11 protein-coding genes are annotated in these 13962 nt (G+C 67.6%); 6 read left to right on the top strand and 5 right to left on the bottom strand.

What is annotated here, in order from left to right; all coding sequences use genetic code 11:
- The 6 genes from CYD53_RS08045 to CYD53_RS08020 all read left to right on the top strand — a co-directional run.
- On the top strand, positions 1 to 312 hold a 312-nt coding region (locus CYD53_RS08045; protein ID WP_146055801.1), incomplete at its 5' end, for an NAD(P)/FAD-dependent oxidoreductase.
- Entirely contained in the window at positions 312 to 626 is a 315-nt protein-coding gene (locus CYD53_RS08040; RefSeq protein WP_103717536.1) for a 2Fe-2S iron-sulfur cluster-binding protein, read from the top strand. The genes CYD53_RS08045 and CYD53_RS08040, both read left to right, overlap by 1 nt.
- Before the next feature lie 25 nt (positions 627 to 651).
- On the top strand, positions 652 to 1533 hold the full coding sequence (locus CYD53_RS08035) for an FAD binding domain-containing protein (protein ID WP_103717535.1): 882 nt from the start codon (positions 652 to 654) through the stop codon (positions 1531 to 1533).
- Complete coding sequence (locus CYD53_RS08030) at positions 1530 to 4361, top strand: molybdopterin-dependent oxidoreductase (RefSeq protein ID WP_245928133.1); 2832 nt, start codon at positions 1530 to 1532, stop codon at positions 4359 to 4361. The genes CYD53_RS08035 and CYD53_RS08030 overlap by 4 nt, the downstream gene beginning before the upstream one ends.
- On the top strand, positions 4358 to 5890 hold the full coding sequence (locus CYD53_RS08025) for a 6-hydroxynicotinate reductase (RefSeq protein WP_103717534.1): 1533 nt from the start codon (positions 4358 to 4360) through the stop codon (positions 5888 to 5890). Before CYD53_RS08030 ends, CYD53_RS08025 begins: the two co-directional genes overlap by 4 nt.
- Positions 5891 to 6082: 192 nt before the next feature.
- Positions 6083 to 7003, top strand: coding sequence for a UPF0280 family protein (locus CYD53_RS08020; protein ID WP_103717576.1), 921 nt, complete (start codon positions 6083 to 6085; stop codon positions 7001 to 7003).
- A 123-nt stretch (positions 7004 to 7126) separates the two neighbouring features.
- Here the strand turns inward: CYD53_RS08020 and CYD53_RS08015 are convergent, their stop codons facing one another.
- From CYD53_RS08015 to CYD53_RS07995, 5 genes are all read right to left on the bottom strand, one after another.
- Complete coding sequence (locus CYD53_RS08015) at positions 7127 to 7837, bottom strand: ABC transporter ATP-binding protein (protein ID WP_181011756.1); 711 nt, start codon at positions 7835 to 7837, stop codon at positions 7127 to 7129.
- Between the two features lies 1 nt (position 7838).
- Positions 7839 to 8645: an ABC transporter ATP-binding protein gene (locus CYD53_RS08010; RefSeq protein WP_103717533.1), complete on the bottom strand. Its 807-nt coding sequence runs from the start codon at positions 8643 to 8645 to the stop codon at positions 7839 to 7841.
- Complete coding sequence (locus CYD53_RS08005) at positions 8642 to 10531, bottom strand: ABC transporter permease (RefSeq protein WP_103717532.1); 1890 nt, start codon at positions 10529 to 10531, stop codon at positions 8642 to 8644. The genes CYD53_RS08010 and CYD53_RS08005 overlap by 4 nt, the downstream gene beginning before the upstream one ends.
- A gap of 168 nt (positions 10532 to 10699) precedes the next feature.
- A complete protein-coding gene (locus CYD53_RS08000) occupies positions 10700 to 11917 on the bottom strand; it encodes an ABC transporter substrate-binding protein (protein WP_092177858.1) in 1218 nt (405 codons plus the stop codon).
- 221 nt (positions 11918 to 12138) lie between these two features.
- Complete coding sequence (locus CYD53_RS07995) at positions 12139 to 13881, bottom strand: ABC transporter ATP-binding protein (protein WP_103717531.1); 1743 nt, start codon at positions 13879 to 13881, stop codon at positions 12139 to 12141.
- Between the last annotated feature and the right edge of the window lie 81 nt (positions 13882 to 13962).

The following is a 13962-nucleotide window of genomic DNA, read 5'->3' as shown; positions in this document are numbered from 1 at the left end:
ATCGCCTGCGATACGCTCCTGCCCTTCTTCGGGCTGACCATGAAGCTCGGGCCGATCGCCGATTGGGGCCTCAATCTCCACGAGAACCTGATCCCCGCCGACACCGAGAAGTTCGAGACGTCGACGCCCGGCATCTTCGCCATCGGCGACATCAACACCTATCCCGGCAAGCTCAAGCTCATCCTCTCGGGCTTCCACGAGGCAGCCCTCGCCGCCCAGAAAGTCCATCGCTACGTCTATCCCGATAAGCGACTGACCTTCCAGTACACGACCTCCTCCACATCCCTCCAGAAAAAGCTCGGGGTCGCGTGATGACGGTGCACGTCACCAACCGCGACGGCGAGGAGCGCGAACTCGAGGCGCTCGAAGGCTGGCGTCTGATGGAGATCATCCGCGACTGGGGCCTGCCGATCAAAGCCGAATGCGGCGGTGCCTGTGCCTGCGCCACCTGCCATGTCTATGTCGAGCCGGACTGGCTCGCTAAGCTGCATCCGCCTCTGGAGGAGGAGATCGAACGGCTCGATGACGCTTTCGATGTCCGGCCGAATTCCCGTCTCGCCTGCCAGATCCTGATCTCGCCAGAACTCGACGGGCTCAAGGTCGCGCTGGCGCCGGACCACGGCTGAGGCATTCGAGATAAGCGAGGGCTGAATGACGACACGCTATCTCCGACCCCGTAGCCTCGCCGAGGCGCTCCAGCTCAAGGCGGAGAGCGCGACGCCGCTGACGATCCTGGCGGGCGGCACCGACGTCTACCCCGTCCGCACCCAGCGCGCCGCCTGGTTCGAGCCCCAGAACCGCGATCTGCTCGACCTCAGCCTCATCCCGGAGCTCGCCGGCATCGATCACGGCCCGGACGGTATCCGCATCGGCGCGATGGCGACATGGAGCGCCATCGCCGACGCCGATCTCCCGCCTGCCTTCGACGCCCTGAAACAGTCAAGCCGGCAGGTCGGCGGCGTTCAGATCCAGAACCGGGCTACGATCGGCGGCAATCTCTGCAACGCCTCGCCCGCTGCCGACGGGGTGCCGCCGCTGCTCGCATTGGAGGCCGAGGTCGAACTCGCCGGCCCCCGTGGAAGCCGGCGATTGCCGCTCGGTTCATTCGTCCTCGGCAACCGCAAGACCGCGCTTGCCCCCGGTGAACTGCTGGTCGCCATCCATGTGCCGGCACAACCGGCGGAAGCGCGCTCGACTTTCAAGAAACTCGGCGCGCGCGCTTATCTGGTGATCTCGATCGCTTCCGTCGCCGTCAATCTCGCCCTGGATGCGCAAGGGCGTATCGCTTCGCTTCGTATCGCCGTCGGGGCCTGCGCGGCCGCGCCGCAACGATTGAGCGCGCTGGAAGCCCGGCTGCTCGGCCAGCGGCCCTCGCCCGCACTGGCCGAGAGCATCAGCGCCTCCGATCTCGCGCCTCTGTCGCCGATCGACGATGTCCGCGCCAGCGCTGCCTATCGCCGCGATGCCGCGCTCGTCCTGGTGCAGCGTGCGCTCGCCGGTTTGCTGTCTTCGCCGCTGGAGGTCGCCGCGTGAACGTTCATGATCGCTCCACCCTCAGCCCCTCGGCTCCGGCCGCCGGCGGCATCGCCTTCCGGCTCAACGGCGCCAACGTCCATCTGGACGACGCGCCCGACACACGGTTGAGCGAGGCGCTGCGCGGGAGCCTCAGCGCCACCGGCACCAAGATCGGCTGCGACGCCGGCGATTGCGGCGCCTGCACGATCCTGATCGACGGCGCGCAGGCCTGCGCCTGCCTGACGCCGATCGGACAGGTCGAAGGCCGCGAGATCATCACCGTCGAAGGCCTGGCGAAGGACGCGCTCGGCTCAGCCCTGCAGAAGGCGTTCCACGCGCATGGCGCGGCCCAGTGCGGCATCTGCACGCCCGGCATGCTGATGGCGGGCTATGATCTGCTCAAGCGCAGCCCGCAGCCCAATGTGGCCGAGACGCAGGATGCGCTCGGCGGCGTGCTCTGCCGCTGCACCGGCTATCTCAAGATCGTCGAGGCCGTGCGCGAGGCGCATCTTTTCATCGAGCCCGCTCCGATCGCGCCTGCCGCGAGCAGCGCGTCCGTCGGCGCGCGCATGACCCGCCTTGACGGCGAGCCCAAGGTCGCAGGCAGCGAGATCTATGGCGCCGACGCCGCGCCGGTCGACGCGCTCTGGCTGCGCGCCGTGCGCAGCCCCCATCCCCGCGCGCGTTTCACCCTGGGCGATCTCGACGCCTTCGTCGCAAGCCATCCGGGCCTGCTGCGCATCTTCACTGCGAAAGACGTGCCGGGCGAAAACTCCTTCGGAATCTACCCGCATCTCAAGGACCAGCCGGTCTTCTCCACCGGCGAAACGCGCTATCGCGGCGAATGCGTGCTCGCCATCGTCGGCGAGAAGGATGCGGTCGAGGCGATCAGGCTGGACGAGTTCCCGATCGCCTGGGAGGCGCTGCCGCCGATGGTCGGCGTCAAGGCGGCTTTGGGCGAAAGCGCTTTCACCCTGCATGATTTCGCGCCCGACAATGTGCTGACGCGCGGCCGCGTCGAGCGCGGCGATGTCGAGGCCGGCTTCGCGCAGGCCGCCCATATCGCCGCAGGCAGCTTCGAGACCGGCTTCGTCGAGCACGCCTATATCGAACCCGAGGCCGGCTACGCCCGGCGCGTCGGCGACACCATCGAGGTTTTTGCCTGCACCCAGGCGCCCTATATGGATCGCGACGAGGTCGCCCGCGTGCTCGGCCTGGCGCTCGAGGATGTCCGCATCATCCCCTCGGCTTGCGGCGGCGGCTTCGGAGGCAAGCTCGACGTCTCGCTGCAGCCGATGCTGGCGGTCGCCGCCTGGGTCCTCGACCGGCCGGTGCGTTGCGTCTTCGGCCGCATCGAATCGCTGATCTCCTCGACCAAGCGCCACCCCTCCTCGATCGAGGCCAGGGCCGCCTGCGATGCCCAGGGCCATCTCGTCGCCTTCGCCATGGAGGGCGATTTCGACACCGGCGCCTATTCCTCCTGGGGCCCGACGGTGGCAGGCCGCGTGCCGGTGCATGCAACCGGCCCCTATAAGGTGCCCAATGTCTGCAACCTGTCGCGCGCGGTCTACACCAACGGCCCACCCTCGGGCGCCTTTCGCGGCTTCGGCGTGCCGCAGGCCGCGATCGCGCAGGAGAGCCTGTTCGACGATCTCGCGACGGCTGCCGGCCTCGACCGGCTGGAATTCCGCCTGATCAACGCGATCCGCGCCGGCGATACCACACCGACCGGCCAGGTGCTGCGGGCCAGCGCCGGCCTGGCCGAATGCCTGGAGAAGCTCAAACCCCACTGGCAGGCCCTGCTCGCGGATGCGGCGGCTTTCAATGCCGGCGAAGGCCGCACGCGCCGCGGCGTCGGCATCGGCTGCATGTGGTACGGCATCGGCAACACCGGCATGTCGAACCCCTCGACCATGCGCATCACCCTCGACAGGACGGGCCGGCTCACCTTCTGGAACGGTGCGGTCGATATCGGCCAGGGCTCGACCACGGTGCTGACCCAGATCGCGGCCGACGCGCTCGGCCTGCCCATTGAGGCCTTCACGCTGGTCATCGGCGACACCTTCAAGACCTTCGATGCGGGCAAGACCTCGGCCTCGCGCCAGACCTTCGTCTCCGGCCGCGCCTCGGAGGCCGCCGCCACCGCGCTGCGCAGCGAGATCCTGCGCCTGACCAATGCGGGCCCGACTGCGACCCTGAAGCTCGCGGGCACGCAGCTGCTGGTCGAGGAGAACGGCGTCATCGCGCGCATCGACCTCTCCGCCCTCCCCGCCAAGGCCGATGGCATCGTTCTGGAGGGCATCGGGTCGTTCGACCCGCCGACCGTGCCCTTGGACGAAAAAGGCCAGGGCATCCCCTACGCCACCTATGGTTTTGCGGCGCAGATCGCCTCGCTCGACGTCGATCTCGATCTCGGCACGATCAAGCTCAACCGCATCGTCGCGGCCCATGATGTCGGCCGCGCGATCAACCCGATGCTGGTCGAGGGCCAGATCCATGGCGGCATCGCCCAGGGCATCGGCCTGGCGCTGCTGGAGGAATACCTGCCCGGCCGCACCGAGAATCTGCACGATTACCTGATCCCGACGGCCGGCGACGTGCCGCCCATCGAGATCATCCTGGTCGAGGATGCCGAGCCGCTCGGCCCCTCCGGCGCCAAGGGCATCGGCGAGCCGGCTCTGGTGCCGACCGCGCCGGCGATCCTCGGCGCGATCCGCCACGCCACCGGCGTGACGCCCCGACAGGTCCCGGTGCTGCCGCATCGTTTGTGGGAATTGCTGCGGGCCAAGGATACCGGCGACAAGACTACTGGCGACACGGATATTGGCGAGGAGACTCGGCCATGAACGAACTCAACCCCGTTCCCGCAGCGGATGCGGCGCTCGCCGAGCGCTCGCGCAAATTCGGCGCTTCAGAGGGCAACGAAGGCATCGTCCGCTGCGACGCCTGCCCGGTCCTGTGCCGGATCAGGCCCGGCCGCTCCGGCGCCTGCTCGCGCTACGCCAATGACAACGGGCTGCTGATCCGCACCGACCCGGTCGTGCTGCTGGCGGAGGCTGTCGAGCTTGGCGGCCCTGTCGTACCTTTCGCTGAAAATGCCGAGGATTGGGACGGCAGGATCCTGCCGGCGGAGCGTGCCTTCGTCACCGGCATCGGCTCGGGCACGACCTATCCCGACTACAAGCCCGCCCCCTTCATCGTCTCCTCCCAGCATGAGGGCGTCGACACCGTCACGGTCGTGACCGAAGGCATCTTTTCGTATTGCGGCGTCAAGGTGAAGATCGACACCGACCGTCATCTCGGCCCGGAGACGGCGGCCGTGCGAGCCAATGGCGAGCAGGTCGGCCATGTCACCACGGCCGAATACGGCTCGCAGATGCTCTCGCTCGGCGGCGTTCGCCACCTCACCGGCGGTTCCAAGAAGGAAGGCAACGCTACCTGCGAGGCGATGCTTAAGCTCAGCAATGGCGAGGCGGTCGAGCTGACCATCGATGGCGGCCATGGCGTGATCGTGCAGGCCGGCCACGCGCCGATCGTCGACGGCAAGCCTGAGGCGCGCATGCGCGTCGGCTGCGGCTCGGCCACCATCGGCATCTTCGCCAAGCAGTGGCAGGGCCATGTCGACGAGGTCATCGTCGTCGACGACCACATCACCGGCGTGCTGACCGAGCATCAGGCCGGCCGCGTGCTCGACATGAAGCCCGCTGGCATTCGCGTGCGCGGGCGCAAATCGACGCCCGGTCGCTATTTCCAGGTCGCCCAGCCCGGCCTCGGCTGGGGCGGCACCGACATCACCGAACCGCTCTCGATCATCCAGAAGATCGATGCAGGCCTCGCCTGGCCCGGCATGCGCCTCCTGATGACATCGACCACCGGCGAGGATTCGCTCTATTGCGTGCTCGACGAGAACTTGCTGCCCGTCGAAGCCGAGATGCCGGCGGCCGTGCGGCAGGTCGTCGAGCGCATCGGCGAGAATTGCGAGCCCTCGCTCTGCACGGTCACCTTCATGGCCGGAGCCGGCGGCAGCTTGCGGGCCGGCGTCACCGAAAATCCCGTGCTGCTGACGCGCTCGGTTCAATCAGGCACGACGCGGGTCACGATGGGCGGCGCGCCGGTCTATGTCTGGCCCGGCGGCGGCATCACCGTGATGGTCGATGTGCTGCGCATGCCCAAAAACGCCTTCGGCTATGTGCCGACGCCGGCGATCGTCGCGCCGATCGAATTCACCCTGCCGCGCGAGCTTTACCTCGCCTCGGGCGGGCATGCCGACGAGATCGTCCCGATGGAAGAGATCTTGCGCGCCCATGGCGGGCAAGCCCGGATCGAGAGCGCCTCAGCGGAGAATCCCTGGCCGCTCCGGCGGGATGTGGGCTAGCGGCTCGATCGCCACGCACCGTCATAATGATGCGTCATGGTCGGGCTTGACCCAACCATCTCGTAAACCAGCGCGTTCGGGTCATGAGATTCTCGGGTCAAGCCCGAGAATGACGCGCTTCAGCATGGATTCCGGATCAGCGCGGCTTCGCCGCTTGTCCGGAATGACATGGTGTTTCCATATGAAGTCACCATGCCGTCCTCATTGAAAACCCATCGCATCGCCCGCCTGCCCGGCAACCGGCTGCATCTGCAGGAGGGGCCGAGCGATCTCGTCATCGCGGCCTTCGGTCCCAAGCCGCGGATCGAGCGGGCCTATGCCGCGGCCGAGGCGCGCTTCGACGGGCTTTTGACCGAACTCGCCGGTGAATTGCGCCTGCTGCGCCAGCCGCTCGACCATCAGCCGCCCTCCCTGAGAGGCGCGACGGCACAGCGCATGGCGCGCGCCTGCTGGGCCTTCCGGTCGCAATATATCACGCCGATGGCAGCGGTCGCCGGCGCGGTGGCCGATACGATCCTCACCGCGATGCTCGCCGCCGAACCCGGGCTCGAGCGTGCCTATGTCAATAATGGCGGCGATATCGCCTTCCATCTCACGCCGGGCTATCCGCTCGACATCGGCGTCGTGCCCTCGCTCGCCCGCGCCCGGCCGGAGGGTTTCCTGCGGCTCGATGCGGCGAGCCACGCGCGGGGCATCGCGACCAGCGGCTGGCGCGGGCGCTCCTTCTCGCTCGGCATCGCCGACGCGGTCACGGTGCTGGCACGCTCGGCGGCCGAAGCCGACGCTGCCGCGACCATCATCGCCAATGCGGTCGATGTGAAGGACGCGGCGATCCTGCGGCGGCCGGCGCGGGACCTCGATCCCGACAGCGATCTCAGCGAGTTGGCGGTGACGGTTGAAGTGGGGCCGCTGACGCCCGCAGCCGTGGCGGCGGCGCTGGGGAACGGCGTCAGGGTCGCTGAGACGTTGCTGCGCGAAGGCCTGATCGAGGGCGCGCTGCTGGCGCTGGCGGATGAGTGGCGCAGCGTGGGTGGGGCGTCCTTGGCCTCTAACCTGCCCACCACCTCACCGTCATCCCGGGCAAGCGAAGCGCAGACCCGGGATCCATCGTAGAGTTCCGGAGCCCTCCGATGGATCCCGGATCTGCGCCGCGGAGCCTGTCCTTGGGCCGGCCGAAGGCCGGGCCCGGGGGCGGCTGGTCCGGGATGACGTCGGAGGGTGTATCCAGGTCGGCGACTACACCGACAGATACTGCGTCCTGACCGCCTCGTTGCCCTTCAATTCATCCATCGTGCCGGTGAAGCGGATCATGCCCTTCTCGATGATCGCGGCGCGGTCGGCGACATTACCGGCGAAATGCAGGTTCTGCTCCGAGATCAGCACGGAAAGTCCCTCGGCCTTCAGGGCCAGGATGGTCTTGGCCATCTCCTCGACGATCACCGGCGCCAGCCCCTCGGACGGCTCGTCGAGCAGCACGAGCTTGGGGTTGCCCATCAGGGTCCGCGCGATCGTCAGCATCTGCTGCTCGCCGCCCGACATCGCCCCGCCCGGCCGGTCGCGCATGCGGCCGAGATTGGGGAAGAGCGCAAACAGCCGCTCCGGCGTCCAGTGCGGCGCGTCAGGGCGCGCCGGGCGCTGCGCGACGGAAAGGTTTTCCATCACGCTGAGTTCAGAAAAGACGCGCCGATCCTCCGGCACATAGCCGATGCCCAGCCGCGCGATCTCGAAGGGCTCGCGCCCCTGCACCGCCCGCCCCTCGAAGACCACGGTCCCCCCAGCTGGAGGCACCAGGCCCATGATCGCCTTCATCGTGGTCGATTTACCGGCGCCGTTGCGGCCCATCAGCGCCAGCACCTCGCCGCGGCTCATCGTGAAGCCGAGGCCCTGCAGGATATGGGCCCGGCCGTAATAGGCATCGAGACCGGCGATCTCCAGCATCGCACTCATCTCAATGGCCTCCCGAGGTCGCGCCGGAGCCGAGATAGACGGCGCGGACATTGGGGTCGCGCCTGACCTCCTCGGCCGTGCCATGGGCGATCAGCCGGCCGCGATCGAGCACGATGACGCTGTCGGAATGGGTGAAGACGACATCCATGTCGTGCTCGGTGAAGAGCACTGCGATGCCCTTGGCGGCCGCGATCTCGGCAGTCAGCGCCATCAGTTCGATACGCTCGCGCGGCGCCATGCCGGCGGTAGGCTCGTCCATCAGCAGGAGTTTCGGCTGGTTGGCCAGCGCTACCGCAAGCTCGACGCGCTTGAGATCGCCATAGGCGAGCACGCCGCAGGCTCGCTCTGCTTGTTCCAGCATGCCGACCTGGGCGAGCAGCGCGTCGGCGGCCTCGGCATGGCGGTCGCGGGCGCGCCCGAACGGGCTCCAGATCCCGCCGGCATGGGAGATCAGCGCCATCTGGACGTTCTCGCGCACCGTCATCGAGGTGAAGGTCGCGGTGATCTGGAAGGTGCGGCCGACGCCCATGCGCCAGACCACGCGCGGCTTCATGCCGGTGATCGGCCTGCCCGCCAGCACAACCTCGCCGCCATCGGGCCTGAGCTGGCCGTTGAGCATGTTGAAGCAGGTCGTCTTGCCCGCGCCATTGGGCCCGATCAGCGCCAGCATCGTACCGGCCTCAACGGAGAAGGAGACGCCGTCGACCGCGCGCACGCCGCCGAAGGATTTCTGCAGGTCGCGCACGACCAGCACCGGATCTTGCGTCGCGGCGGGGACCGCCCCCTGTAGTTGCGGGATCGCGTTCATCGCCCGCCCTCCACTGCCACCCGGGCGGCAGGCTCGGGCCGCCTCGTCCAGCGCTCGCGCAGCATAAGCGACGCGCCGACCAGCCCGCGCGGGAACAGGATGACGAGCAGCACGATCGAGAGCCCGAGCCCGAAGCGCCAATACATCGTCGCCTTCATCAATTGTTCGCTCAGGCCGGCATAGGCGAAGGCGCCAATGACCGGGCCCGCCACCGTCTGCACGCCGCCAAGCAGCACCATCAGCAAGGCATCGACCGAGCGCGGGATCGCCATATAGGTCGGGAAGACCGAGCCCTTGAAGAAGGCGAAGAGCGCGCCCGCAATGCCCGCAGCAAAAGCCGCGACCGCGAAGGCGACCCATTGGATGCGCATCACGTCGAGGCCGATGGCCTCGGCCCGCAGCGGGTTGTCGCGCCCGGCCCGCAAGGCATAGCCGAGCGGCGAGAAGATCGTCAGGCGCAAGGCGAGGATCGCGAGCACGCAGATGCCGAGCGCAAGGTAGTAGAAGCCGGTTTTCGAGACGGCCCAGGCCGAGGGCCAGACGCCGAGAATGCCGTTGTCGCCGCCGGTCAGCTCGACCCATTGGAAGGCGGTCGCCCAGGCGATCTGCGCGAAGGCGAGCGTCAGCATGGCGAGATAGACGCCCGACAGGCGCACGCAGAACCAGCCGAAGACGACGCCGGCGATGCCCGCCAGGAAGGGCGCGAAGATCAGGGCGGGTTCCATCGAGGCGCCCAGCCATTTCACCGCCAGCGCCGCGCCATAGGCGCCGAGCCCGAAATAGGCGGCGTGGCCGAAGGAGGCCATGCCGCCGGGCCCCATCATGAAATGCAGCGAGGCGGCGAAGAGCGCGAAGATCACGAGCTCGGTCAGCGTCAGCAGGATATGGTCGGGCGCGACCAGCGGCGCGAGCACGAGCAGCAGGAGCGCGATCAGGCCGGCGAGCTTGGTCAGCTTGTCGGCCGGCAGCAGCAGCGGCTCGGCCGGGCCATGGCCGCGCGCCCCGCCGATCGGCGCCTTGCCCATCAGGCCATAGGGCTTGACCACCAGGACCACCGCCATCACCAGGAAGACCAGCACCAGCGTGATCTTGGGGAAGATCAGGATGCCGAAGGCGTGCAGGATGCCGATCAGCACGGCGGCGAGATAGGCCCCGGTCACGCTGCCCAGGCCGCCGACGACCACGACCACGAAGACCTCCGAGATCATCGACAGGTCCATATGCAGGTTGACCGCCTCGCGCGGGAGCTGCAGCGCGCCGCCAAGCCCTGCCAGCATCGAGCCGAAGGCGAAGACCGAGGTGAAGAGCAGGCGCTGGTTGACGCCGAGCGCGCCGACCATCTCGCGGTCCTGCGTCGCAGCCCGCACCAGCGTGCCCCAGCGCGTCTTCTGGAACAGCAGCCAGAGGATGAGCAGCACCAGCGGCCCGACCGCGATCAGGAACAATTCATAGGTCGGGAAGCGGTTGTCGAACAGGATGACGAAGCTCTTGAGGCCCGGGGCGCGCGGCCCGAGCTTGTCCTCCGGCCCCCAGGTCGCGAGCGCCAGATCCTGCAGCATCAGCACGACGCCGAAGGTGGCGAGCAATTGGAAGAGCTCCGGCGCCTGGTAGATCCGGCGCAGAACCAGGACCTCGATCACGACGCCGAGCAGCCCGACGAGCAGCGCCGCGAGCACGACGCCGCCCCAGAAGCCGAGCGGCTCCGCCGCGCCGAAAGCACTCACCAGCGTCCAGGCGAGATAGGCGCCCAGCATATAGAGCGAGCCATGCGCGAAATTCACGATGCGCGTGACGCCGAAGATGATCGACAGCCCCGACGCAACGAGGAAGAGCGAGGAGGCCGAGGCCAGCCCGTTCAGCGTCTGGGTGAGGATGAGGTCGACCATGCTGAATCCACCTTGAGCCAAAGCTCCGCCGTCATCCCGGACGCAGCGAAGCGGAGATCCGGGATCCATCCTAGAGCTCCGGAGCCTTCCGATGGATCCCGGATCTGCGCCGCTACGCGGCTTGTCCGGGATGACAGAGGTTCATGAGCCAGTTAACCAGAGGTCGCCTCACCCCGCCGGGCGCAGCGTCTTCACCTCGGCATCGCTCGGCAGGTATTTCGCGCCGTCGGCATAGCGCCAATCGACCATCACGCCCTTGCCGTCCTTGACCGCGGTCTTGCCGACAAACGCGCCCAGCGTCGACTGATGGTCGATGGCGCGGTATTCGGCCTGGCCGAAGGCGGAGGGGAACTTCAGGCCTTTCATCGCATCGACCAGCTTCTCATTGTCGGTCGAGCCCGCCTTGGCGAGCCCGGCCGCGATCGAGTTCATCGTGTCGAAGCCGACGACCGAGCCGAGGCGCGGATAGTCGTTGAACTTGGCCTTGTAGGCGTCGCGGAACTTCACATGCTCCGGCGTCTGGATGTCGGCATGGGGATAGCCGGTGACGATCCAGCCGACAGGCGCTTCCGCGCCGAGCGGATCGAGATATTCAGGCTCGCCGGTCAGCATCGAGACGACCGCCCTGCCCTCGAACAATCCGCGCGTATTGCCCTGGCGGACGAAGTTCGAAAGGTCCGCGCCGAAGGTGACGTTGAAGATCGCGTCGGGCTTGGAGGCCTCCAGCGCCTGCACCGTCGCGCCCGCATCGATGCGGCCGAGCGCCGGGAACTGCTCGGCGACGAACTCGACATCAGGCTTGGCCTTCTTCAGCAGCTCCTTGAACCACTTCACGCCGGACTGGCCATATTCGTAATTCGGCGCGACCAGCGCCCATTTCTTGGCCGGGAGCTTGGCGGCCTCCTCGACCAGCATCGCCGCCTGCATGTAGGTGGAGGGGCGCAGGCGGAAGGTGTAGCGGTTGCCCTTGGCCCAGACGACCGCGTCCGAGAGCGGCTCGGAGGCGACATAGAGCCGCTTGTTCTGGGCGGCGAAATCGGCGATCGCGAGCCCGACATTGGAGAGGAAGCCGCCCGAGAGCAGATCGACCTTCTCGGCGTTGATCAGGTCGCCGGCATGGCGCACCGCGTCTTCCGGCTTGCCGCCATCGTCGCGGAAGATCGTCTCGATCTTGCGCCCGAGAGCGCCGCCCGCCGCATTGATCTGCTCCAGCGCCAGCTCCCAGCCCTGGCGATAGGGCTTCAGGAAGGCGGGTTGGGCCGTGTAGCTGTTGATCTCGCCCACCTTGATGGGCCCTGCCCCTTGTGCCCGCACCAGGGCCGGTGCAGCGATCAAGGCAGCGCCGGCGGAGGCGCCGGCTAGAAGTGACCGACGGTCGATCGTCATCGCTGTTCCCCGTTCTGGCCCGGTGGCGAAACGCCCCGATGCTCGTTGACAGATGTCGCATGCCGACGCCGCCGCGTCAGCCTGCATAATCATTTGTGTACCTATGAATTTGAAGAGCCCTAAATCGCTTGTCAACGCCTAAAAAACGTCAGCCTCTGCGCAAGCTGGAGGCAGGTTTCAGAGCCTGTTTCACGCTCCGGACTGGCCGCTCCGGCCGAGCCTCACTCGGCCGCGCCGAGCGACAGGCGGAGCGGCGAGACCTGCGCCTCGTGCAGGGCCTGATAGGGGCCGCCGGCGTGCACGAGGTCCTCATGCCTGCCCTGTTCGGCAATGCCGTCCTCCGTCACCACCACGATGCGGTGGGCATGGCGGATGGTGGCGAGCCGATGCGCGATGACCAATGTCGTGCGGCCGCGCGCCAGCTCGCTGAGCGAGGCCTGGATCGCCTGCTCGGTCTCGGTGTCGAGCGCCGAGGTCGCCTCGTCCAGGATCAGGATGGGCGGGTTCTTGAGGAAGATGCGGGCGATGGCGAGGCGCTGCTTCTGCCCGCCCGAGAGCTTGACGCCGCGCTCGCCGACCACGGTATCGAGCCCGGCGGGGAGATCGGCGATCATCGCGTCGAGCCGGGCGCGGCGCGCAGCCTCGGAGATTTCGGCCTCGGTGGCGTCGAGCCGGCCATAGGCGATGTTCTCGCGGATCGTGCCTGCGAACAGGAAGACATCCTGCTGCACGATGCCGATCTGCCGGCGCAGGCCGGCCAGCGTCATCTCGCGGATGTCGATGCCGTCGATGCTGATGGCTCCGGAATCGACCTCGTAGAAGCGCGGCAGCAGCGAGAGCAAGGTCGTCTTGCCGGCGCCGGACGGGCCGACGAAGGCGACGGTTTCGCCAGGCGCAATCGTGAGATCGACGCCCGCCACCACGGGCCGGCCCTTGGCATAGCCGAAGCCGACGCCGCTGAAGCGGATATCGCCTTCGAGCGCCACGGGCTCGATCGCGCCCGGCCGATCGGCGATATCGGGCTGCGTCGCGAGCAAGTCCTGATAGCGCCGGAAGCCGGCGATGCCCTTGGGATAGGTCTCGATCACGGCGGCGATCTTGTCGAGCGGGCGATAGAACACCCCGACCAGCAAGAGGAAGCCGACGAAACCGCCGATCGTCAGCGAGCCCTGCACGACATACCAGGTGCCCGCCAGCATCACCGCGAGCTGCACCAGCCGCATGCCGAGATAGTTCAGCGCCTGGCTCGCCGCCATGATGCGGTAGGCGTCGAGCTTGGTCGCGCGGTAGCGCTGGTTGTCGCCGGCGAACAGTGCGCGTTCATGCGCCTCGTTGGCAAAGGCCTGCACCACGCGGATGCCGCCGATATTCTCCTCCAGCCGGGCATTGAACGCGCCGACGCGGCCATATTGCGCCTGCCAGTTGCGCGTCATGCGCCCGCCATAGCGCGCCACGATGAAGCCGGCGAGCGGCACCACCAGCGCCGTCATCAAGGCCAGCTCGACATGGATAGAGGCCATCAGCACGAAGGCGCCGAGGAAGGTCATCACCGCGATGAACAGGTCTTCCGGTCCGTGATGAGCGACCTCACCGATCTCCTCCAGATCCTTGGTGACGCGGGCGACGAGATGGCCGGTCTTCTGCTCGTCATAGAAGCGGAAGGAAAGCTTCTGCAGATGGTCGAAGGCCTGCCGGCGCATCTCGGTCTCGATATTGATGCCGAGCCGGTGCCCCCAATAGGTCACGATCGCCATCAGCCCGGAATTGACCGTGTAGATCAGCAGGAGCCCCGCCCCCGCCGCGAGAATCAGAGGCCAGTCGCCGCGCGGCAGCAGAATGTCGACGAATCCCTTCACCGCCAGCGGAAAGCAGAGTTCGAGCAGGCCGGAGAGCACGGCGCAGCCGAAATCGACGAGGAACAGCGTCCGATGCGGGCGATAATAGGTCAGGAAGGCGCGCAGCATGGCGCTCTCATAGCAGCTTGCACCCGGCTTGTGCCCGGCTTTTCCTGCCGGGCCGGCATGCCCCAACGAGGAGCGCGGCCT

Origin of the sequence: Allobosea psychrotolerans, assembly GCF_002917105.1 — a bacterium.
Classification (GTDB): Bacteria; Pseudomonadota; Alphaproteobacteria; order Rhizobiales; family Beijerinckiaceae; genus Allobosea; species Allobosea psychrotolerans.
The sequence above is the reverse complement of the archived record's forward strand: the minus strand, read 5'-3'. Positions and strand labels throughout refer to the sequence as shown.